General features: G+C 62.1%; 1 protein-coding gene. It reads left to right on the top strand.

Translation table 11 applies throughout. The features are described 5' to 3' along the window. Positions 1-30 precede the first annotated feature (30 nt). Complete coding sequence (locus EC912_RS04215) at positions 31-26,697, top strand: non-ribosomal peptide synthetase (RefSeq protein ID WP_243649130.1); 26,667 nt, start codon at positions 31-33, stop codon at positions 26,695-26,697. Positions 26,698-26,729: the final 32 nt, after the last annotated feature.

Here is a 26,729-nt window from a genome sequence, read left to right as displayed (position 1 = left end):
CAGCAGGAACTCGCACCGTGGCCGCGTCCGATGCTGGACCGGCGGGAATTGCCGAGAATCGCGGGCATTTCGTCGTTCGGTGCGGGCGGTGCGAACGCACATGTATTGATCGAGGAGTACATCCGGCCGGCGGCGACGTCTGCAGTTCCGACCGGTCCGGCCATGGTGCTGCTGTCGGCGCGCGACGATGAGCGGCTGCGCGAGCAGGTTCAATCGCTACTGGCGATCCTCGCTACGCCGGAAACGGAGCCGGATATCCGGCTGGCCGATCTGGCGTATACGCTGCAGGTCGGACGCGAAGCGATGGAAGAGCGGCTCGCGCTGGTGGTGAGCTCCCTATCCGAGCTACGCGAGAAACTGAGCGTCTATGCGGCCGGTGAGACCGCGATCGATGAGCTGTACCGTGGTCAGGTCAAACGCAATAAAGCCACACTGGCCGCTCTGTCCGGCGACGACGATATCGCCGCTGCCGTCGAGTCGTGGATCGCCAAGGGCAAGTTCGGCAAGTTGCTCGATCTGTGGGTGAAGGGCCTCGCCTTCGACTGGCAGCGCCTGTACGGCGCCAACCGGCCACATCGCATCAGCCTGCCCACGTATCCGTTTGCCCGCGAGCGCTACTGGATAGAACTTTCCGCCCCGCAGCCGATCGCCTCGTCGACGACGGGAGGGATATTGCATCCACTACTGCATCGCAATACCTCCAGTTTTTCGGTGCAGCGTTTCAGCTCCCATTTCAGCGGCGAAGAGTTCTTCCTCGCCGATCACGTGGTGCGAGGCATACGTATTCTTCCGGGTGTCGCCCAACTGGAAATGGCGCGACACGCCGCCAGCGAAGCGATTGAAGACGATTGTCAACTGCAGTTGAAGAACATCGCATGGATGCGACCGGTAGCTGTCGGCGTGGATGGAGTCGACCTGAAAATCGCACTGGTTCCGCAAGAGAATGGCGAAATCGGCTTCGAGATTTACCGCGACGCCGATGACGGCGACACCGTGACGTATAGCCAGGGCTCGGCGATCGTTGTCGCGGATGCGGAGTCTGGCGAAACGGTAGTGCACGACCTTTCGGCTTTGCGTCAGCAGTGCACGGCGTCCTATTTGAGTGCGGCGCAATGCTATGCCCGATTCGAACAGATGGGCTTGCATTACGGTCCGGGATTCCAGGGACTGAGCGAACTATTCTTGGGGTCGCAGCAAGTTCTGGCGCGGATCACCTTACCCGCTTCGACGAAGCTGGATGGCTACGCATTGCATCCCGGTCTTCTGGACGCAGCGTTGCAAGCCGCCCTTGGGCTGGTTCACGCAACTGTCGATATGGGCGAGCAGGTGCTGTTGTTGCCCGTCAATCTGGGTTCGCTGGACGTGTTTGCACCTTGCACCGCCGCCATGTGGGCTTTCGTGCGTCACAGCACCGGAAGCACGGCGGTCGATGCATCGCAGACGATCGATATCGATCTCTGCGACGAAACAGGCGCGGTATGCGTTCGCTTCCGCCAGCTTGAGTTACGGGCATCGACGGTTATCGCCGAATCCGGTATGGCGTTGCAGACCTTGCTGACGACCCCTGTATGGGAAGTCCGGCCTGCCGCAACCGATAGCGTCGCGAACCCCGTGTTCGCTCGACACCTGGTGATGTTGTGCGGACTCGATGCGCCAGACGCGGATCGCGTGCAGGCGAAAATGCCTGGCGTCGTCTGCGTGGCCTTCGCCGCGGATCGGGATCTGGCACATGCCTACGAATCCGCCGCCGGCGCCTTGCTGGAGCATATCCAGTCGCTGGGAAGCCAGTCGGGGCAGCATCTGATTCAGGTGGTCGTACCGGCGCAGGGGATCGGCCAGACCATGGCGGGTCTGGGCGGCATGCTGCGCACGGCGCAGCTGGAAAATCCGCGCATCGTCGGTCAGGTCATCAGCATCGAAAGCGGTCAGGACATCGTGCAGGCGTTGCTGGAAAACCGTGACGGCAACGCGCAACAAGTGCGTTACGTCGACGGCGAACGCCAGATCGGCGGTTGGGCCGAACGTCTGTCGACGCCGGATGCCGTGTCGCCGTGGAAGGCGCAAGGTGTGTACCTGATCACCGGAGGCGCGGGTGGTCTGGGCCTGATCTTCGCTCGCGACATCGCGCGTCAGGCCAGGGGCGTCACGTTGATCCTGACCGGGCGTTCACCGCTGACGGATGCAACGCAGGCCGCACTCGCCGAACTCGAAGCGCTGGGCGCGACGGCGCAATACCGTCAGCTGGACGTGGGCGATCGCGACGCCGTGACGCAGTTGGTACACGGCGTTGCAGAAACCTTCGGCGGTCTGCACGGCATCGTCCACAGTGCCGGAGTCCTGCGCGACAGCTTCATCATCAGGAAGACCCGGGAGGAATTGCACGAGGTACTGCGCGCCAAAGTGGCCGGCACTCTCCATCTCGACGACGCCAGCCGCGACCTGGCGCTCGACTCCTTTATCTGCTTCTCGTCTGTTTCAGGTGCGCTCGGTAACGTGGGGCAGGCCGACTACGCGGCAGCGAATGCCTTCATGGACGCTTTCGCACACCACCGCGCCGAACTGGTAGAGCGCGGAGAGCGTCACGGACGCACGCTGTCGGTGAACTGGCCACTGTGGGACGAAGGCGGCATGCAGGTCGATGCCGCCACGCGCCGATACCTGCTCCAGGAAACCGGCATGACGCCTCTGCGTAGTGCCAGCGGTTGTGCGGCATTGGTACAGGCCGTGTCGAGCGGGCTGCCTCAGGTGCTGGTGGCCGAAGGCGTAATAGACCGGCTGAAAGCAACCTTATTGAAAGATATGCCGGTGAAGTCGGCCGTCGTGGCGGCCGAGATGGATCGTGCCGAGCCGATGGCTGAAGACTTGCGCGAAAAGACGGTACGCCATCTGGTCCGGCTGCTATCGGCCACGCTCAAATTGCCGCCGCACAAAATCGATGCGAACGCGCCACTGGAAGCCTATGGCATCGATTCCGTCCTGATCATGGACCTGACCCTCAAGCTGGAAAAATCCTTCGGTTCATTGCCAAAGACACTATTCTTCGAATACCAGACCATCGCGGCGCTGGCCGACTATTTTCTGCAATCCTGGCGCGCCGAGCTGATTGAGCTGTTCGGTGAAAGAACCATCGTCTCGGCGCCGGCAGCCGTGGTAAGACCTCATGGCAACCGGAAGGCCGTACCGGCCATACACCGCCGTTCGCGTTTTGAGTTGCGCGGGACCGATCCCGGCATCAGTGAAATCGCGATCATCGGTGTGGCCGGACGCTATCCGCAGGCAGGCAACCTCGAACAGTTCTGGGCCAATCTGAGCCAGGGCAAGGACAGCATCACCGAGATTCCATCGGAACGTTGGGATCACACGCTTTACTACGACGAAGACCGCAACAAGCCCGGCAAGACCTATGGGAAATGGGGCGGTTTCATCGATGGCGTCGACCTGTTCGATCCGCTGTTCTTCAACATCTCGCCACGCGAAGCGGAGTTGATGGACCCGCAGGAACGGCTGTTCCTCGAATGCGTGCATGGCACGCTGGAAGACGCGGGCTACACACGCGACAACGTGGCCGAGGACAGCAACGTCGGTGTGTTCGTCGGCGTGATGTACGAGGAGTATCAGTTGTACGGCGCGCAAGAGCAGGCGCGGGGACGCCCCCTCGCCATACCTGGCAGCCCGGCCTCGATCGCGAACCGGATTTCGTATTTCTGCAATTTCAACGGTCCGAGCATGGCGCTGGACACCATGTGTTCGTCGTCGCTGACGGCGATCCACCTGGCTTGCCAGAGCCTGCAACGCGGCGGCTGCGCCGTTGCGGTCGCGGGCGGCGTGAATGTATCGGTGCACCCGAACAAGTACCTGATGCTGGCCCAAGGCAAGTTCATTTCCGGCAAGGGCCGCTGCGAGAGTTTCGGCGAGGGTGGCGAAGGCTACGTGCCGGGTGAGGGCGTCGGTGCGGTACTGCTGAAGCCGCTCGCGCAGGCGAAAGCGGATGGCGATCACATCTATGGCGTGATCAAGGCCACCGCGATCAACCATGGCGGCAAGACCAACGGCTATACGGTGCCGAACCCCAACGCACAGGCCAAGGTGATCGAAAGAGCACTACGTGAGGGCGGCATCGATGCCCGCGCGGTGAGCTATGTGGAAGCGCACGGCACCGGCACCAGTCTGGGCGATCCGATCGAGATTGCGGGGCTGTCCAAGGCATTCCGTGGCTGGACGCAGGACACCCAGTTCTGCGCCATCGGTTCGGCCAAATCGAACATCGGTCATTGCGAGAGCGCGGCGGGCATCGCCGGCGTGACCAAGGTACTGCTGCAGATGAAACACCAGCAACTGGTGCCGAGCCTGCATTCGAGCGTACTGAACCCGAACATCGACTTTGCCGGCACGCCGTTTGTCGTGCAGCAGGAACTCGCGCCGTGGCCGCGTCCGATGCTGGACCGGCGTGAATTGCCGAGAATCGCGGGAATTTCGTCGTTCGGTGCGGGCGGTGCGAATGCACATGTGGTGATCGAGGAATACGTTGCGCCGGTCGTTTCGTATGCAGCGAGCGGCCACGCATTGATCGTGTTGTCGGCACGCCATGAGGACCGGCTTCGCGAACAGGTGCAGTTGTTGCTGGCAGCTATCGCATCGAATGCGGATATCGCACTGGCCGATCTGGCGTACACGCTGCAGGTCGGGCGCGATGCCATGGAGGAACGGCTCGCGCTGGTGGTGAACTCATTACCCGAATTGCATGAAAAGCTGAGCGCTTATGCTGCGGGTGAGACCGCGATCGACGAGCTGTATCGCGGTCAGGTCAAACGCAATAAAGACACATTGGCCGCCCTGTCTGGCGACGACGACATGGATACCATCGTCGAGGCGTGGATCGCCAAGGGTAAGTTCGGCAAGCTGCTCGACCTGTGGGTGAAGGGCCTCGCCTTCGACTGGCAGCGTCTGTATGGCACCGATCGGCCGCGGCGCATCAGCCTGCCGACTTATCCGTTTGCCCGCGAGCGCTATTGGATACAGAGCGGCCAAGGACAGGCGGTCGTCTCGTCCGGCAACGGCGAGGCGCTACATCCGCTGCTACATCGCAATACTTCGGACGTCGATGGACTGTGCTTCAGCACGCACTTCAGCGGGGAAGAATTCTTCCTGACCGATCATGTGGTGCAAGGGGCTCGTGTATTGCCGGGCGTCGCACAACTGGAGATGGCACGCCGCGCGGTCGGTGAAGTGATCGGCGAAACAGGTCATATCGCATTGAACGATGTGGTGTGGGTGCGTCCGGTCGTGGTTGCTGCCAATGGGCTGACACTGCATATCGCGCTTTCCCCCGAAGAAGCCGGCGACGTAGGCTTCGAAATTTACAGCGAAGGCGAAGACGGCATAGCCGTGGTGCATAGCCAGGGCGTGGCCCTGACCGTTGCGATGGAAGCTCCGGACGCATCCGCAACCCACGATCTGGCGACATTGCGCGAGCAATGCATGCAGGCAAACTATGATGCGCAAGCGTGCTATGCCCGATTTGAACGGATGGGCTTGCACTATGGACCGGGTTTCCAGGGCCTGAGCGAACTGTTCTTGGGGTCGCAGCAAGTTCTGGCGCGTATCACGCTACCTGCGTCTGTGCGGATGGATGGCTACGTGCTGCATCCCAGTCTGCTGGATGCGGCGTTGCAAGCGACACTGGGTCTGCAACTGGGTACGGCGGCGGACGTAACGCTGATGCTGCCCTTTGCGTTGGGTGCCCTGGAAGTATTGAGGCCATGCACGACCGCCATGTGGGCGGTCGTCCGGCACAGCGCTGGCAGTCGGACGGATGACGCGGTACAGCGGCTCGATATCGATCTGTGCGATGAGCGCGGTTCGGTATGCGTGCGCTTCAGGCAGTTCAGTCTGAGACCGTCGACGGCGAGCGCCACGCACAGCGAATCCGAACCGACGGTACCGATGGCCGTGCCTGACGGACGTATCCAGACGCTGCTGCTACGCCCGGAATGGACAGCGCAGCCTGCCGCGATCGATAGCTCCGCGGACCGCGTGTTCGCAAAGCACCTGCTGCTGGTATGCGGATTCGACGCAGTAGATGCGGATCGCATTCAGGCGCACTTGCCGGGCGTGGTCTGCGTGGCCATTCCCGCGAATCGGGATCTGGCGCAGTGCTATGAATCCGCCGCTGGCATGCTTCTGGAACAGATCCAGTCGCTGGGCAGTCAGAGCGGTAGGCATCTGATCCAGGTGGTCGTGCCCAGTCACGGCATGGGCCAGACCATGGTCGGACTGGGCGGCATGCTGCGCACGGCGCAACTGGAAAATCCGCGCATCGTCGGTCAGGTCATCCGCGTCGAAAGCGGTCAGGACATCGTGCAGGCGTTGCTGGAAAATCGCGATGGAAACGCGCAGCAAGTGCGCTACGTCGACGGCGAACGCCAGATCGGCGGCTGGGCCGAACGCCCGTCGACACCTGAAGCCGCCTCGCCGTGGAAAGCGCATGGTGTGTACCTGATCACCGGTGGGGCAGGCGGACTCGGTTTGATCTTCGCGCGCGAAATCGCGAGTCAGGCCCGGAACGCCGTGCTGATCCTGACTGGCCGATCGGCACCGAACGAAGGCATTCAGGCCAACATCCGCCACCTGGAAACCCTCGGTGCCGTGGTGCGCTACCACGCGGTCGACGTCACCGATGCCGTTGCCCTGACGCAACTGGTGCACAGCATTCCGGAAGAGTTCGAAAGTCTCGACGGCATCATCCATAGCGCCGGCGTGGTACGCGACAGCTTCATCGCCAAGAAGACCCGGCAACAACTGCACGACGTCCTCAGCGCCAAGGTGGCCGGTACGCTGAATCTCGACGAAGCCAGCCGCGACATGACGCTCGACTGCTTCATCTGCTTCTCGTCCATCGCCGGCGCGGTGGGAAATGTGGGACAGGCCGACTATGCGGCGGCCAATGCGTTCATGGATGCCTTCGCGCACCATCGCGCCGAACGCGTGGCACAAGGACAGCGCCGCGGGCACACGCTGTCGGTGAACTGGCCGTTGTGGGACGAAGGCGGCATGCAGGCGGATGCCGCGACGCGCACGATGCTGATCCAGCAACTGGGCATGCATGCGCTGGCCACCGATAGCGGTGTACTGGCTCTGCGACAGGCGCTGGCGAGTGGGCTGAATCAGCTGCTGGTCGTGGCGGGCGACGCGGCCCGCATCCGGCAGGTACTGCTGGGCAAGCCACCTGAAACGATAGCGGTAGTGCCCACAACTCACGACGACCGGACGTTACCCGGACACATCTTGCAAGATCGCGTGAAACAGGCGCTGGTAGGGATGGTGTCGTCGCTGATCAAGGTGAAGCCGGAGGATATCGACGGCGAAACGACCCTGAGCGAATACGGTTTCGATTCGGTATCGCTGACCGAATTCGGCAATGCGTTGAACCAGCAGTACCGTATCGAACTGAAACCGACGATCTTCTTCGAGTACCCGACGCTTGACGGTCTGGCCGGTTATCTGGTGCGTGAGTACCCGACCGCGCTGGCACCGCAGTTTGTAACGGCAACCGGTGCCGCACCAACCGCCATGGCACCGACGCCCGAGCGCTCCCGTGTTCGGGGACGGAGCCGTTTCAGTACGGTAACGGCAAGCCGGAGTCAGACGATCGACGAACCGGTCGCGATCATCGGCATGAGCGGTCAGTTCCCGCAGGCGCGGGACATCGATGCCTTCTGGCGCAACCTGCGCGACGGCAAGGATTGCATCGGCGAGATTCCGCCCGAGCGCTGGGATTGGCGAGCATGGCACGGCGACCCGGTACGCGAAGAGAACAAGACCAATATCAGATGGGGCGGCTTCATCGACGGAGTGGACGAATTCGACCCGATGTTCTTCGGCATCTCGCCCAAGGAAGCGGAGCTGATGGACCCGCAGCAACGCCTGATGATGACCCATGTCTGGAAGGCGCTGGAAGATGCCGGTTATGCAGGACCGGCGCTGTCCGGCAGCGATACGGCTATCTATGTCGGCACCGGAGCAACCGGCTACGGCACGCTGCTCAATCGCGCCAACCTAGGAGGTGAAGCCTATTCCTCGACGGGCGGGGTGCCTTCGGTGGGTCCCAACCGCATCAGCTATCTGCTCAATTGGCACGGCCCGAGCGAGCCGGTGGAAACCGCTTGTTCCAGTTCGCTGATCGCGCTGCGCCGCGGCGTGGCGGCCATCCAGAATGGCGAATCGTCCATCGCCATCGTTGGCGGAGTGAACACCATCGTGACACCGGAAGCACATATCAGCTTCAACAAGGCCGGGATGCTGAGCGAGGACGGTCGCTGCAAGACCTTCTCGAGCGAGGCCAACGGCTATGTACGCGGCGAAGGCGTCGCGATGCTGGTGTTGAAGACGTTGTCCGCCGCCGAGCGCGACGGCGACCATATCTACGGTCTGGTGCGTGGTACGGCGGAGAATCATGGTGGCCGCGCCAACTCCCTGACCGCGCCCAATCCGAAGGCGCAGGCCGCGGTGGTCCGGAAAGCCCACCAGCAGGCGGGTATCGATCCGCGCACCGTGACTTATATCGAGGCTCACGGCACCGGTACGCCGCTGGGGGATCCGGTGGAGATCAATGGCCTGAAGGCCGCGTTCAAGGAGCTGTACGCCGCGACGGGCGAGAGCGACGTCACGGCGCCGCACTGCGGGCTGGGCTCGGTCAAGACCAATATCGGCCATCTCGAACTGGCGGCCGGTGTGGCGGGTGTCATCAAGGTCTTGCTGCAGATGAAGCACAAGACGCTGGTGAAGAGTCTGCATAGCGACACCCTCAATCCGTACATCGATTTGAGCGGTAGTCCGTTCTATGTGGTGCAGGAAGCACGCGAATGGACGGCAGTACGCGATGCACGCGGACAGGCTGTGCCGCGCCGCGCCGGAGTGAGCTCGTTCGGTTTCGGCGGAGTGAATGCGCATGTCGTGCTGGAGGAATACATTCCATCGGCCGCGACGACTTCTGTCGCAAGCGGCCCCGCCGCTGTCGTGCTATCGGCGCGCAATGACGAGCAGCTGCGCGAACAGGCACGACAGCTATTGGCATTTGTCTCTTCGCCGGAAGAAGTCCGACTGGCCAATCTCGCTTATACGCTTCAGGTCGGACGCGAAGCGATGGAGGAGCGGCTGGGTCTCGTGGTCGGCTCCCTCGCCGAACTGCGCGACAAGCTGACACGCTTCCTCGCGGGCGACAGCATGGACGAGTTCTATCGCGGGCAGGTCAGGCGCAACAAAGACGCGATGGCTACATTCTCGGCCGATGAAAGCATGGCCCAGACCGTTCGCAACTGGGTCGAGAACGGCCAGTTCGGCGAGCTGCTCGATCTGTGGGTGAAGGGATACGGTCTCGACTGGACCAGCCTTTATGGCAACCACAAGCCCAGCCGAATCTCTCTGCCGGTCTATCCATTCGCGCGCGAGAAATACTGGGTTTCCGCTGGCATGGCTTCGAGCTCGAACGTACCGGCTTCCGGCGATATGCATCGCGTGCTGCATCCCTTACTGCATCGCAATACCTCGGACCTGTCGGTCCAGCGCTTCAGCAGCCGCTTCCATGGCGAGGAATTCTTCTTCGCCGATCACCGTGTGGAAGATATGCGCGTGCTGCCGGGCGTAGCCCAACTCGAAATGGCGCTAGTCGCCGCACGCGAAGCGACGCATCTGGACAGCGGCTTGTCGCTGAGCAAGGTGGTGTGGGCACGGCCGGTGGTCGCGGGAGCGACGGGACTCGACCTGCATCTGGCGCTTCATCCGGAACAGGGCGGAGCGATCCGGTACGAAATCTACAGCGACGCCGGGGAGACGGCCACCGTATACGGCCAGGGCACCGTGCTGACGGTGGCGAATGCCGCCGACATCGGAGCCAGCCACGATCTGGACGCACTGCGCGAGCAATGCGTCATGGCGCATCTCAGTTCCGCGCAATGTTATGCCGTGCTCGAACAGAAAGGCCTGCGTTACGGACCGGGCTTCCGCGGTCTGAACGACGTGTTCGTCGGTCAGGGGCAGGTCCTGGCGCAAATAACGTTACCTGTATCCGTAGCGTCGTCGCTGGACCAGTACGTCCTGCATCCGAGCCTGCTCGATGCTGCGTTGCAAGCATCGCTGGGTCTTCAGATAGCGACAGCGGGAGCAAGTGCACCGTTGCTTGCATTGCCGTTCGCGCTCGAGGCGCTGGACGTCCTGGCGCCTTGCACGAGCCACATGTGGGCGATCGTGCGCTACAGCGAAGGCACTTTCGCCGGCGATGCGGTCCAGAAAATCGATATCGACTTGTGCGACCAGACAGGCCTTGTCTGCGTCCGCATCAGGCAATTCAGTTTGCGCATTTTCGATCCCAAGCCCACACGCGACACAAACATTGACCGGATCACTTCTGACATGGCCGATTTGACGGGCGTTACCCCTTCCAGCAACCGGACGGCCGACGAGGTACAAGCAGGCCTCGCCGTGAATACGCTGTTGCGTGAAAAGAGCATCGTGCAGTTCAAGAAGCTGATAGGAAAAGGCATCAAGTTGCCCGTCGATGCCATTGAGGCGAACGTCAACTTCGAGAAATACGGCATCGATTCGATCCTCGTCATGGAACTGACGAATGCCTTGCGCGATGTATTCGGTGCCGACAGCGTCGGTACGACGTTGCTCTTCGAACATCAGAACATCGAGAGCCTCGTCGAGCATTTCATCCAGACCGACGCCGAGGCCTTGATGCGCTGGACGGGGCTGGATGTTGCCGTCGCTGCCACAGCCAGCGGGACGCGCACGACGAGCCCGATATCGACACTCCCTCCCTCGATGGGCGAGGCAAATCGCATCCGCGCGAACGAAGGCGTGCACAGGGTGGCCCCCACGGTGGCGAGCGTACCGGCGATCGCGCCGCGTTTCGACGTGGCGATTGTCGGCCTGTCCGGGCGCTACCCCGGTGCTGCCGATATCAATCAGTTCTGGGACAACCTGGCCGCGGGACGCAACTGCATTTCGGAGGTTCCGTCAGAGCGCTGGGACAACAGCAGGTTCTTCGACGCGGCTAAGCATCAACCCGGAAAGACCTATACCCGCTGGGCAGGTCTGCTGGACGACGTGGATTGCTTCGATCGCCTGTTCTTCAATATCACGCCGCGCGAAGCACAGCTGATCGGCCCGCAGGAACGGTTGTTCATGCAGGAAGTACACGCAAGCATCGAAGATGCCGGCTACACGCCGGAAAATGTGTGCCGGAGCAGAAAGGTTGGCCTGTTTGTCGGCGTCATGAACGAGAATTACGCGACTGGCGTGCGCTTCTGGTCGATCGCCAATCGCGTGTCCTATGCGTTCAATTTCCAGGGCCCCAGCATGGCGGTCGATACCGCGTGCTCGTCCTCGCTGACGGCGGTGCATCTGGCCATCGAAAGCCTGCGTAGCGGCGATAGTGAAGTGGCCGTTGCCGGCGGCGTGAATCTGATCGTCGCACCGGCCCACCTGATCGATCTGTCCTCGATGGGAATGCTGTCCAGCGGCGACAAGTGCAAGTCGTTTGCCGCCGACGGCGATGGGTTTGTGGATAGCGAAGCCGTGGGTGCGCTCGTGCTCAAGCCGCTTCATCGCGCGGTTGCCGACGGCGACCATATCTATGGCGTGATCAAGGGCAGCGCGATCAACTCGGGCGGCAAAACCCATAGCTATATGGTGCCCAACCCGAATATGCAGGCGCAGTTGGTGAACGATGCCCTGCAACGCGCCGGTGTCGATGCGCGCGCCGTCAGCTATGTGGAAGCGCAGGGTACCGGCAGTAACCTGGGCGACCCGATCGAGATCGCCGGGCTGTCCAGGGCCTTCCGGAACTGGACGCAGGACAAGCAGTACTGCGCCATCGGATCGGCCAAGTCCAATGTCGGGCATAGCGAGAGTGCGAGCGGGTTCGTGGGGATCAGCAAGGTATTGATGCAGATGAAGCACCATATCCTGGTGCCAAGTCTGCATGCGGGCACGCTCAACCCGAACATCAAATTCGCCGACACGCCCTTTGTCGTGCAGCAGACATTGGCACACTGGCCGCGTCCGCTGCTGGAACTTGGCGGTCAACGGCGCGAAATTCCGAGAATCGCCGGGGTTTCCTCGTTTGGTGCGGGCGGTGCGAATGCTCATGTGGTGATCGAGGAATACATCGCGCCGCCCATCGCGGATCAGGCGTCAATACAGGCGATCGATGGCCCGGTCATGGTCGTGCTGTCGGCACGCAATCCGGAGCGGCTGCAGGAGCAAGTGCAACGGCTGCTGGCCGCGATCGCACCGGCACGCGTCGCCGCCGATCTGACGCTGGCCAATGTGGCTTACACCCTGCAGGTTGGCCGCGAAGCAATGGAGGAGCGGCTGGCCCTGCTGGTCGATTCGCTCGACGACTTGCGGCTGAAGTTGTCGGCTTGCGCCGCTGGCACCTTCGACGTCGAGGGTGTGTATCGCGGTCAGGTCAAACGCAATGCCTTGTCGATGCTTTCGGACGACGAGGACATGAACGTGACGATCCAGGCATGGGTCGCCAAAGGCAAGTTCGGCAAGCTGCTCGATCTGTGGGTCAGGGGTTTCACCTTCGACTGGAACGTTTTGTACGGTACAGCCAGCGGCCATCCCCGTCGCATCAGTCTGCCCACCTATCCATTCGCGCGGGAACGCTACTGGACCGATGTCCGTTATCCGGATAGTCCGGAAGCGTTCGCAACCGCAGGCCAGGGGACGCCGGTCACGCGACGTGACGCCATGGCGCCGGTTGCGCTGGCGGCCGACGCATCGTCGACTATTAAGGCGGCCAGTCACGAACAAGTGATGACCCGTATCTGGCAGGAATTGTTCGGCCGTCCGTCGGTTGATGTCGACGATGACTTCTTCGAGCTGGGCGGACATTCCTTGCTGGCGACGCAGTTGGCGTCCCGAATTCGCGCCGAATTCGGAATCGAAGTGCCGGTGGGTACCATCTTCGAAGCACCGACCGTGGCGTCGCTCGTCCAGAGAATGAAGCTGATCGCTCCGGTATCGGGAACACCGGGCGAGCAGGAGACGGTGTCGGCGATACAACCCATCCCGCAGGATGCGTCGCTGTCGTTGTCGTTTGCCCAGCAGCGTCTGTGGTTTCTCGATCAGTACGAGTCGAGGCGCGAGGTATATAACATCCCGGCCGCTGTGCGCCTGACCGGACATCTCGACGTGGATGCGCTGACCCGCACGCTCAACGAGATCGTTCGCCGTCACGACGTCCTGCGCACTTCGTTTGCGATCGTTGGCGATGAGCCCGTGCAAATCGTCGCGCCGGAATGGACGCTGCCGCTGGAAGTCACCGACCTGAGCGGCTTGCCGTCCGCGGCACGTGAGGCACAGGCACGCCTTCTTCAGCAGGACGAAGCGAGCAAACCCTTCGATCTTGCAGTGGGTCCCCTGATCCGTTTCAGTCTGATCCGGCTCACCGGCGACGAGCACGTTCTACTCCTGACGATCCACCATATCGTCTCGGATGGCTGGTCCATGGGAATCGTGGTGCGGGAAGTGGCCGCGTTGTACCGGTCTTTCTTGCAAGGCCAGCCGTCGCTTCTACCCGAACTGCCGATTCAGTACGCGGATTTCGCGCATTGGCAGCGGCAGTGGCTCAGCGGTGAGGTACTGGATCGACAGCTGAGCTACTGGAAGCAGCAACTGGCCAATAGCCCGACTCTGTTGACGCTGCCCACGGACCGGCCGCGGCCGGCGTTGTCCGATCACAGCGGGGCCTCGTTGCCGTTCGCCTTACCGGCGACGCTCGTATCGCGCCTGCAAGCACTCGGTCACCAGACGCAAAGCACCTTGTTCATGACGCTGTGCGCCGCCTTCAATGTCTTGCTGGCCCGCTATGCCGGACAGACCGATATCTGCATCGGCACCCCGATCGCCAATCGCAACCGTACCGAAATCGAGCATCTGATCGGCTTCTTCGTCAACACCTTGGTACTGCGCACGACGGTCGATCCGCAGCGCGATTTCCACCATCTGCTGCAACAGGTCCGGCAGCACACGCTCGATGCGTACGCCCATCAGGATGTCCCGTTCGAGCAACTGGTCGAAGCGCTGCAACCGGAGCGGCACACCAGTTACACGCCGCTGTTCCAGGTGATGCTGGTCCTGCAGAACATGCCGATGGACGAGCTGGCCTTGCCGGGCTTGTCGATGAACGTACTGGATGGCGAGAGCGTCACGGCCAAGTTCGATCTCACGCTGACCTTGACCGAGGGCAGGGAAGGGCTGCAGGGCGGTTTCGAATACAGCACCGAGCTGTTCGAGGCGCGCACGATCGAGCGGCTGGCCGGGCACTTCACCGCACTGTTGCAGGCGATCGTCGCCGATCCGGGCGTTCCTGTCGGCGAGTTGGCCATGCTCTCTGACGACGAACGCCATCAGCTGCTGCACACGTTCAACGACACCGCCACGGTGTATCCGAACGGCACGCAGACACTGCACCAGCTGTTCGAGGCACAAGTACAGCGCAGCCCGGACCATTCCGCCGTGGTCTTCGAAGGCGCATCGCTGAGCTACGCCGAACTCAATGCGCAAGCCAATCGTCTGGCCCGGCATCTGCGCGGTCTGGGCGTCGGACCGGACACGCTGGTCGGCCTGTGCGTCGAGCGCTCGCTGGAGATGATCGTCGGACTGTACGGCATCCTGAAGGCCGGTGGCGCTTACGTGCCGCTCGATCCGGCCTATCCGCCGGAGCGGCTGGCGACGATCGTCGCCGATGCCAAACCCGTCGTGGTCCTCACCCAGCGGCATTTACACGATGCGCTATCGGCGACACCGGACCTGCCCGTGTTTTGTCTGGACAGCGACGCCGATGTGCTGCATGCCTACGCCGAAGACAATCTCGACCATCAGACCCAGCCGGACCACCTGGCGTACGTGATCTACACCTCCGGCTCGACCGGCAAGCCCAAGGGCGTGGGCATCGACCAGCAAGGCATCGTCAACCGCCTGCAATGGATGCAGGAAGTCTATCCGCTGACCGCCGCCGACCGGGTCTTGCAGAAGACGCCCTTCAGCTTCGACGTGTCGGTCTGGGAGTTCTTCTGGCCGCTGATCGAAGGGGCGACGCTGGTGGTCGCCCGACCCGGCGGGCATCAGGACGTGGCCTATCTGGCCGGGCTGATCGACGCCCAGCGCATCACCACCCTGCATTTCGTGCCGCCGATGCTGGAGGTGTTCCTCAACGAAGCGGCGGCCGGCGGCGGCCAGTCCTTGCGGCAGGTCATGTGCAGCGGGCAGGCACTGCCTCTGGAATTGCAGCAGCGCTTCTTCGCCACCTGGGATCACGTCGCACTGCATAACCTGTACGGCCCGACCGAAGCCTCGGTCGACGTTACCTACTGGCCGTGCCGGAACGACAGTGCGCTGACCTGCGTACCGATTGGCCAGCCTATCGCGAACATCCAGATCCATATCCTGGATGAAGTGCTCAACCCGGTACCGGTGGGCGTGATCGGGCATCTGTATATCGCCGGCGTCGGTCTGGCCCGGGGTTACATCAATCGTCCCGACCTGACCGCGCAGAGCTTTATCCCGAACCCGTTCAGTGCCACACCCGGGGCGCGGATGTATCGCTCGGGCGATCTGGCCCGGTACCTGCCGGACGGACAGATCGAGTACCTGGGTCGCAGCGACCATCAGGTCAAGATCCGCGGCCTGCGTATCGAGCTGGGCGAAATCGAATCGACGCTGGGTACGCTGGGCGCAGTACGCGATGTCGTCGTGCTGGCCCGGCCGGACGAGCGGCATATCCCGCGACTGGTGGCCTATCTGGTGGCACACGACGGACGGGTATTGCCCGAAACGGCCGCCCTACGTACGGCCTTGCTGCAAACGCTGCCCGATTACATGGTGCCCGAGTACTTCATCGCGCTGGACGCCATGCCGTTGACCAGCAACGGCAAGGTCGACCGCGCCGCACTGCCGGCACCGGACATGGTGCAGAACGACGCGGTACATGTGGCGCCACGCACGCCTACCGAACAGATCATCGCCGACATCTGGGCCGATGTTCTGAAACTGGATAAGGTCAGTGTGTTCGACGATTTCTTCAGGCTGGGTGGGCATTCGCTGCTCGCCATCGCTCTTATCGAACGGATGCGCCGCGTGGAGCTATCGGTCGATATCAAGACGTTCTTCGTCGAACCGACCGTGGCGGCGCTGGCTCTGGCTACGGAAACGGGTGGCGGCAATATCGTCGTACCCGCCAACGGCATTCCGGAAGGAAGTGCGCATATCACGCCGGACATGGTCACGCTGGCAACGCTGAGCGGTGCGGACATTGCCAGGATCGTCGGCAGCGTGCCGGGCGGCGCGGCCAATATTCAGGACATCTATCCGTTGTCGCCGGCGCAGGAAGGCATTCTGTTCCATCACCTGATGGCGGAAGAACGCGACGCCTATGTGATGGAAATGCTCCTGGCGTTCGAAACGCGCAGCCACCTCGACAACTTCGTGTCGGCGCTCCAGACGGTCATCGCCCGGCACGACGTGTTGCGTACCGCCGTCCTGTGGGAGGAACTGGCCGAGCCTGTGCAGGTGGTGTGGCGACATGCGTCGCTGAAGATCGAAGAAGTATCGCTGGCCGGGGACGACGACGTAGCCACGCAACTGGGTGCACGTTACAACCCTCTGAACTATCGCCTGGATGTGCGCAACGCGCCCCTGATCAAAGGCTTCGTCGCCGAGGACCAGACGCGTGGCCGGTGGCTGATGCAAGTCATGCTGCATCACCTGATCGACGACAATACCTCGCTCAAATTGATGGCCGGGGAACTCAGGGCCATTCTCGACGGGCACGGCAACATGCTGTCCACGCCGTTGCCTTACCGCAATTTCGTGGCCCAGGCCCGCTCGGGCGTCAGCCAGGCGGAACACGAGACGTTCTTCCGTTCGATTCTGGCACACGTCGACGAACCTACCGCTCCCTTTGGACTGCTGGACGTACAGGGAGACGGTGCGGATATCGCCGAAGCGCGACTTCAGGTGGAGCCGGTACTGTCACGCCGTTTGCGACAGCAGGCACGAAAGCTCGGCGTGAGCACCGCCAGCCTGATGCATCTGGCGTGGGCGCGGGTATTGTCGCTGCTTTCCGGGCGGCAAGACGTGGTGTTTGGCACCGTGCTGTTTGGCCGCATGCAAAGCGGCGAGGGTGCGGATCAAGTGCTTGGTCTGTTCATCAACACACTCCCTGTCTGCATATCGACGGGCGCAAAGCGTGTGATCGATGGAGTGCGCGATACGCACGTGCTCCTGACGAAGTTGCTGCGTCATGAGCACGCATCGCTGGCACTGGCCCAGCGTGCAAGCGGCGTAGTGGCGCCCACGCCGCTGTTTTCGGCACTGCTCAATTATCGTCACAACGTCAGCGCGGATGCGGTCAGCGCCGACGATCTTGCGGGCATGCAGCTGATCGGCATGAAGGAACGCACCAATTATCCCTGCGTGCTTTCAGTCGACGATGCTGGCGATAACTTTGGCCTGGCCGTCCAGATACAGGATGCCCAGCGGGCGCAGCGGCTATGCCAGTACGTGCACTCGGTACTGGAGCACCTGACCGACGCGTTGGAGAACCACCCGGATGCGCGTATCGACAGCCTGGAAGTGATGCCGCTGGCCGAGCGCAACCAGTTGCTCCATGTATTCAACGATACCGTCCCGGTTCATCGCGACATCCGGCCGGGCGCACTGTGCATCCATCAGCGCTTCGAGCAACTGGCGCGGCAAACGCCCGACGCTCTGGCCGTCATCGATGGCGAGAAGCGATACAGCTACGACCAGCTCAACCGGCATGCCAACCAGTTGGCGCATCTGCTACGCGCGCAAGGTGTCCGGGACGGCGACGCTGTCGCGATCGCGTTGCCGAGAAGCGTCGATCTCATCGTCGCGGAGCTGGCCGTCGTCAAAGCCGGTTCGACCTACGTTCCCCTTGACGCCGTGCTTCCCATCGACCGCCAGGCGCACATGCTCAACGACTGCGCCGCACGCTGCATCGTTACGCGTAGCGGCATAGCCACGCCGGATACCGTCCGTAGAGTGGAACTCGATCTGGCCGATACCCGGAGCGAGCTGGCACGACAGTCCGAGCGCAACCTGCCGACGGCCATCGACGGTTCTGCGTGTGCCTACATCATGTACACCTCGGGTTCGACCGGCCAATCCAAGGGTGTGCAAATACCGCATCGTGCCATCGAGCGTCTCGCGATCGACAATGGCTATCTCGACTTACAGGTTGGAGACCGGTTCGCCTGCGCAGCGAACCCGGCATTCGATGCCAGCACGCTGGAAATCTGGGTTCCCCTGCAAACCGGCGCAGCCATCGTCATCGTCGGTCACGACGACCTGATGCTGCCGGCCAGGCTGGCCACGCTCATCCAGGAGCAGCAGATCAGTTGCATGTGGATGACGGTGGGACTGTTCAATCAGTACGCTCAAGCCCTGGGCAGCGCGATTTCGCAACTGCGCGCATTGATCGTGGGCGGCGATGCACTCGATCCGCACATCATCGGAAAGGTCTTGCAGAGCCATCCGCCGAAGCGGCTGATCAACGGCTATGGACCGACCGAAACCACGACGTTCGCGGCGACGTACGACATTACGCAGGTCGTCCCGGGCCGCAGCATCCCGATTGGCCGCCCCATTGGCAACACCCGCATCTACTTGTTGAACGGCAATCTGCAGCCCGTCCCGGTCGGTGTCGCAGGCGAACTCTATATCGGCGGTGCCGGTGTCGCCCTTGGTTACCTCAATCTGCCCGCCCTGACACAGGAACGATTCATCGCCGATCCGTTCGTCCCCGCAGGTCAGCCCGATAACCGTCTGTACAAAACCGGCGACCTCGGTCGTTACCTCCCCGACGGCAACATCGAGTTTTTGAGCCGCAACGACTTCCAGGTCAAGATTCGAGGCTTCCGCATCGAACTGGGCGAAATCGAAGCCGAACTGCAATCGATAGCGGAAATTCGCGAGACCGTGGTCCTGGCGTGGGAAGACAATCCGGGCGACAAGTGCCTGGTGGCCTACCTGGTACCGCACGAAGGGCAGGGCGTGCCTGACGCGACGCAGTTGCGCGCCATTTTGCGGCAGAGCCTGCCGGAATATATGGTGCCGCTCTACTTCGTCGCGCTCGATCGCTTGCCCTTGACGTCGAACGGCAAGATCGATCGCAAGGCGCTACCGGCACCCGACACGACGCGCAGCGACGAAGGCTACGTAGCACCGCGCACGGTGGACGAACGGAAGATGGCCGACATCTGGATGGACGTACTGAACCTCGAGCAGGTCAGCGTCCACGACAATTTCTTCGAGCTTGGCGGCCATTCGTTACTGGCCACGCAGCTTATGTCGCGGATTGCCGGGACCTTCCAGGTCGATATATCGCTGCGTACGATTTTCGAGGCACCGACGCTGGCCGACATGGTCGGCCAGATCGTGCCGGAGGGCGTCGAAAGCGTGGATGTGCCGCCAACACCGGTCGAACCGGCTGAAGCGTTTCAGCTGTCGTTTGCACAGCAGCGCCTGTGGTTCCTGGATCAACTGGAAGGCCAGAGCCTGGCGTACAACATCCCGCTGGCGGTGCGGTTGAAAGGCAAGCTCGATCGCGAAGCGCTGCAAGGCGCTCTCAACGATGTGATGCACCGCCACGATGCACTGCGCGCGTACTTCGAAAGCATCGAAGGAACGCCGGTGCAGAGAATCATGCCGCGACTGGACCTGGTGCTCGCACATAACGATTTGCGCCAATCGGCAAGCAAGGAGCGCGATGCCAGGGTGCAGTGGCTGATGCTCGACGAAGCGCGCATTCCCTTCGACCTGCAAACCGGGCCGCTGATCCGGGGCAGCCTGCTGCAACTCGAAGACCAGGACCATCTGCTGTTGCTGACCATGCATCACATCGTCTCCGATGGCTGGTCGATGGGCGTTCTGGTAAAGGAAGTCAGCGCGCTGTACGCGAGTCATGCGCTGGGTCTGCCCTCGTCGCTGCCAGAGCTGCCGATGCGCTATGTCGATTTTGCCAACTGGCAACGGCAATGGCTGAGCGGCGATGTCCTGGACCGGCAGCTGAACTATTGGAAGCAGCAACTGACGGGTAGCCCGAATTTCCTGACCTTGCCTACCGACCGGCCGCGCCCGTCGACGCAGAGTCAACGAGGCGCGTCGCTGCCATATGTCATTCCGGTGGAGCTTAGTGCTCAACTGCAGGCGTTGAGCAGAAAAACGCAGGGCACTTTGTTCATGACGCTGTGCGCGGCGTTCAATGTCCTTCTGGCACGTTACTCCGGGCAAAGCGACATCTGCATCGGCACGCCGATTGCCAATCGCAACCGCGCCGAAATCGAGGGGCTGATCGGCTTCTTCGTCAATACGCTGGTACTGCGCACGCAAGTGGATCTGAGTCTCGGATTCACGGCGCTGTTGAAGCAGGTACGGACGAACACGCTCGATGCCTATACGCATCAGGATGTGCAGTTCGAACAATTGGTGGAAGCGCTGCAACCGGAGCGCCATGCCAGCTATACGCCGCTGTTCCAGGTCATGCTGGTGTTGCAGAACGCCCCGATGACCCGGCTGGCATTGCCGGGCCTGCAACTGGAACTCGTGCCGAGCGAAAGCGTTACCGCCAAATTCGACCTGACCCTGATGCTGACCGAAGGCAAGGACGGTCTGTACGGGAACTTCGAATACAACACCGACCTGTTCGATGCCGGAACCATCGAGCGCCTGTCTGGCCACTTCACACGCCTGCTGCGCGCCATCGTGGCGGACCCGACGTGCCCCATGGGGGACCTGGTCATGCTTGGCGACGACGAGCGCCACCGCATTCTGGCCGAATGGAACGATACCGCTGCCATGTTGCCGCACGAGGCAACAACCATCCAGGGGTTGTTCGAAGCACAAGTAGTGCGCACGCCGGACAACGTGGCGGTCATGCACGAAGGAACCGCGCTCAACTATGCCGAACTGAACAGTCGGGCCAATCAGGTGGCGCATCACCTGAGAAAGCTGGGCGTTGGCCCGGACGTGCTGGTTGGGATATGCATGACACGCACGCCCGATATGGTCGTCGGCATGCTTGGGGTATTGAAGGCGGGCGGTGCGTATGTGCCGCTCGACCCCGCCTATCCGTCGGAGCGGATTGCGACGATGCTGGTGGATGCCCAGCCGAGGGTGCTGTTGACGCAACGGCATCTGCAATCGAGCCTCCCGGCGGTGGCGGGAACGTCGGTGTTCTGCATCGACGCCGGGAACGCATTACTTGAAAGCTGCAGCGACGACAATCCCGCACATGCCACCCACGGCGATCATCTGGCGTATGTGATCTATACGTCCGGGTCGACCGGAAAACCGAAGGGCGTAGCCATCCAGCACAGGAACGCCACGGCGTTCATTCACTGGGCCCTGGCCACCTTCGACCGGGACAGTCTCGACAAAGTGCTGGCGTCGACCTCGATGTGCTTCGATCTTTCCATCTTCGAGATCTTCGTTCCGTTGAGTCAGGGCGGTTCGAGCTGGCTGGTCGACAACATCCTGGACTTCTCGGAAAATTCAGCCGCGCTTCCGGTTACCTTGGTCAATACCGTGCCCTCGGCCATGGCGGAAGTACATCGCAGCAAGGGGCTTCCGGCATCGGTCAAGGTCGTCAACCTGGCCGGTGAGGCGCTCGCCAATTCGCTTGCGCAATCGCTCTACCGGCGGGAATCGGTCGAACGGGTTTTCAATCTGTATGGCCCGTCGGAAGACACGACGTATTCCACGTTCACGCTGGTAGAGAATGGCTCCGCCGCGCCGGTGTCCATTGGCCGGCCGATTGCCGGTACGCAGACCTATATTCTCGACGCCCGGTGGAATCCGGTTCCGATCGGGGTAGCCGGCGAACTCTTCATCGCCGGCGATGGACTCGCACGAGGCTATCTGAAGCGGCCCGACCTGACCGCGGAGAAATTCGTACCCAACCCGTTCAGTGCCACGCCGGGCGCACGCATGTATCGCACCGGCGACCTGGTTCGTTACCGTACGGATGGCCATATCGAATACCTGGGACGTATCGATCATCAGGTAAAGATTCGCGGCTTCCGCATCGAGCTGGGCGAAATCGAGTCAGCGTTGCAGGCACTGGCCAGCGAGGTGGTGGTACTGGCACGGGAGGACGACGCGGGCGACAAGCGGCTCGTCGCCTATCTGGTGGCGCACGAGGGACAAGCGGTGCCGGATGAAGCGCAACTGCGCTCGATCCTGTCGAAGACGCTGCCCGAGTACATGGTGCCGAGCTACTTCATCGCGCTCGATCATATGCCCCTGACGCCAAACGGCAAGATCAACCGAAACGCCTTGCCGGCGCCGGACATGACGCGCAGCGACGAGGGCTATGTCGCGCCGCGTACGCCAACCGAAGAGATCATGGCCGACATCTGGGCCGGCATCCTGAAGCTGGACAAGGTCGGCATACACGACGATTTCTTCGCGCTGGGCGGGCATTCGCTACTGGCGACACAGCTGATGTCGCGGATAAAGATCTCGCTGCAAGTCGAATTGCCTTTGCGTGCCTTGTTCGAAGCACCGACCATTGCAGCGTTGATGCTGATGGTGGCGGAAGCCGATAGCGGCATCGGCGCTCCGCTGTTATTGCCCGTAAACCGCGATATACCGTTGCCGTTGTCATTTACGCAGACGCGCCTCTGGTTCCTGGATCAGCTGGAACGGCAGAACGCGCTTTACAACATCCCGGCCGCCGTGCGCCTGACGGGACATCTCGATGTAGACGCGCTGACCCGTGCGCTCACCGAGATCGTGCGCCGCCATGAAGCACTGCGCACCTGTTTCGCAGGTCGCGACGGGGCGCCCGTGCAGGTCATCATGCCTTGCATGGCATTGCCACTCGCGGTCAATGACCTGTCCGATCTGCCGTTGAAGGAGAGAGAAGCCAAAGCGCAATGGTTGTCGGCGGAAGAAGCGAGAACGCCATTCGATCTGGAAACGGATCTTCTGATTCGAGGGGCGCTGTTGCGGCTCGACGATCGGGAACACCTGCTGCTCCTGACGATGCACCATATCGTCTTCGATGGATGGTCGCTTTCCATCCTGGTGCGCGAGATCGCGGCAATCTACGCCGCTTATACGCAAGGCCAGCCGTCGCCCTTGCCGGAACTGCCGATTCAGTACGCGGACTTCGCGCATTGGCAGCGGCAGTGGCTCAGCGGTGAGGTACTGGAGCGACAGCTGAGCTACTGGACGCAGCAACTGGCCGATAGCCCGACCCTGTTGACGCTGCCCACGGACCGGCCGCGGCCGGCGCTGTCCGATCACAGCGGGGCCTCGTTGCCGTTCGCCCTGCCGGCGACGCTCGTATCGCGCCTGCAAGCACTCGGTCACCAGACGCAAAGCACCTTGTTCATGACGCTGTGCGCCGCCTTCAATGTCTTGCTGGCCCGCTATGCCGGACAGACCGATATCTGCATCGGCACCCCGATCGCCAATCGCAACCGTACCGAAATCGAGCATCTGATCGGCTTCTTCGTCAACACCTTGGTACTGCGCACGACGGTCGATCCGCAGCGCGATTTCCACCATCTGCTGCAACAGGTCCGGCAGCACACGCTCGATGCGTACGCCCATCAGGATGTCCCGTTCGAGCAACTGGTCGAAGCGCTGCAACCGGAGCGGCACACCAGTTACACGCCGCTGTTCCAGGTGATGCTGGTCCTGCAGAACATGCCGATGGACGAGCTGGCCTTGCCGGGCTTGTCGATGAACGTACTGGATGGCGAGAGCGTCACGGCCAAGTTCGATCTCACGCTGACCTTGACCGAGGGCAGGGAAGGGCTGCAGGGCGGTTTCGAATACAGCACCGAGCTGTTCGAGGCGCGCACGATCGAGCGGCTGGCCGGGCACTTCACCGCACTGTTGCAGGCGATCGTCGCCGATCCGGGCGTTCCTGTCGGCGAGTTGGCCATGCTCTCTGACGACGAACGCCATCAGCTGCTGCACACGTTCAACGACACCGCCACGGTGTATCCGAACGGCACGCAGACACTGCACCAGCTGTTCGAGGCACAAGTACAGCGCAGCCCGGACCATTCCGCCGTGGTCTTCGAAGGCGCATCGCTGAGCTACGCCGAACTCAATGCGCAAGCCAATCGTCTGGCCCGGCATCTGCGCGGTCTGGGCGTCGGACCGGACACGCTGGTCGGCCTGTGCGTCGAGCGCTCGCTGGAGATGATCGTCGGACTGTACGGCATCCTGAAGGCCGGTGGCGCTTACGTGCCGCTCGATCCGGCCTATCCGCCGGAGCGGCTGGCGACGATCGTCGCCGATGCCAAACCCGTCGTGGTCCTCACCCAGCGGCATTTACACGATGCGCTATCGGCGACACCGGACCTGCCCGTGTTTTGTCTGGACAGCGACGCCGATGTGCTGCATGCCTACGCCGAAGACAATCTCGACCATCAGACCCAGCCGGACCACCTGGCGTACGTGATCTACACCTCCGGCTCGACCGGCAAGCCCAAGGGCGTGGGCATCGACCAGCAAGGCATCGTCAACCGCCTGCAATGGATGCAGGAAGTCTATCCGCTGACCGCCGCCGACCGGGTCTTGCAGAAGACGCCCTTCAGCTTCGACGTGTCGGTCTGGGAGTTCTTCTGGCCGCTGATCGAAGGGGCGACGCTGGTGGTCGCCCGACCCGGCGGGCATCAGGACGTGGCCTATCTGGCCGGGCTGATCGACGCCCAGCGCATCACCACCCTGCATTTCGTGCCGCCGATGCTGGAGGTGTTCCTCAACGAAGCGGCGGCCGGCGGCGGCCAGTCCTTGCGGCAGGTCATGTGCAGCGGGCAGGCACTGCCTCTGGAATTGCAGCAGCGCTTCTTCGCCACCTGGGATCACGTCGCACTGCATAACCTGTACGGCCCGACCGAAGCCTCGGTCGACGTTACCTACTGGCCGTGCCGGAACGACAGTGCGCTGACCTGCGTACCGATTGGCCAGCCTATCGCGAACATCCAGATCCATATCCTGGATGAAGTGCTCAACCCGGTACCGGTGGGCGTGATCGGGCATCTGTATATCGCCGGCGTCGGTCTGGCCCGGGGTTACATCAATCGTCCCGACCTGACCGCGCAGAGCTTTATCCCGAACCCGTTCAGTGCCACACCCGGGGCGCGGATGTATCGCTCGGGCGATCTGGCCCGGTACCTGCCGGACGGGCAGATCGAGTACCTGGGTCGCAGCGACCATCAGGTCAAGATCCGCGGCCTGCGTATCGAGCTGGGCGAAATCGAATCGACGCTGGGTACGCTGGACGCAGTACGCGATGTCGTCGTGCTGGCCCGGCCGGACGAGCGGCATATCCCCCGACTGGTGGCCTATCTGGTGGCACACGACGGACAGGTATTGCCCGAAGCGGCCGCCCTACGTACGGCCTTGCTGCAAACGCTGCCCGATTACATGGTGCCCGAGTACTTCATCGCGCTCGACGCCATGCCGTTGACCAGCAACGGCAAGGTCGACCGCGCCGCGCTACCGGCACCGGACATGGTGCGGAACGACGCGGTACATGTGGCGCCACGCACGCCTACCGAACAGATCATCGCCGACATCTGGGCCGACCTGCTGCAAGTCGAAAAGGTGGGCATACATGATGATTTCTTTGCGCGGGGCGGTCACTCCTTGCTGGCGGTCCAACTGGTTTCGCAGTTGCGCAAGCGCGGCGACATCGATACCGAATTGCGCGACATGTTTTCCCATCCCACCCTGAGTGCACTGGCTGCCTTCGTCGATTCGAGCAGGACGGCAACCCGCCATCCGAATCTTGTTCCGATTCGATCCCACGGCCATTCGACGCCGCTGTTCCTGATTCACCCCATCGGCGGAGAAGTCCAGTATGCGTTCGACCTGGCGCGGCATCTGGAGGCGGATCAGCCGGTCTATGCATTGGCGGCGAGCGGCTTCGCCGTCGGCGAGACGCCGCACGCAAGCATCGTCGATATGGCAGCCGCCTATGTCGATGCGATGCGGCAGGTCCAGCTCTCTGGCCCCTATATGGTCGCGGGCTGGTCGCTGGGTGGAATGATCGCGTATGAAATCGCCCACCAGTTGCTCGCGGCCGGCGAGACCGTCAACTTCGTGGGGATGATCGATACGGGCAGCAGTCGATTCCTGCAGGCGCATTGGCAGTCGGAAAATGCCGTCGAATTCGACGAATGCAGGGCATTGCTGAACTGGATCGTCGATCAACATCCGGATGTAATCGACGTTCGACAGCATCCTGCCTACGACGAGTTGATCGCGCTGGCCGACAGCAAAGACATCGACGCCATGATCGCCGTGTGCCAACGCGAAGCACTTCTTCCGGCACACATCGATATGCCGCTGATGAAGCGAATACTGGCGCTCTATCAGGCCAGCGCCAAAGCAGCGGAAACATACCAGACGCGTCCTGCAGCGACGAACGTGACGTTCTTTGCCACGGACCGCAACGAGGGCGAAGACATGACGCTGGGCTGGGGCGATCTGCTAGGGGAACGCCTTGAAGTGACGAAGATCGGAGGCAGCCACCTGTCGATAGTGAAACCGCCATACATCGAGAAACTGGCGCGCGAAATTTCGGCCAGGATCAAGCGCCATTCCCCTAGCGCCGAGTTGTCGTTTGCCAACTGACAGCAGCCCAAACACACGGTACCTGACAAGCA

This window comes from Luteibacter rhizovicinus, assembly GCF_004342265.1.
GTDB lineage: Bacteria > Pseudomonadota > Gammaproteobacteria > Xanthomonadales > Rhodanobacteraceae > Luteibacter > Luteibacter rhizovicinus_B.
The sequence above is the reverse complement of the archived record's forward strand: the minus strand, read 5'-3'. Positions and strand labels throughout refer to the sequence as shown.

What these genes read in the sequence shown, in the direction of transcription:
- EC912_RS04215 (WP_243649130.1), top strand. Translation starts at nt 31, where the DNA reads ATGCTGGACCGGCGGGAATTGCCGAGAATCGCGGGCATTTCGTCGTTC.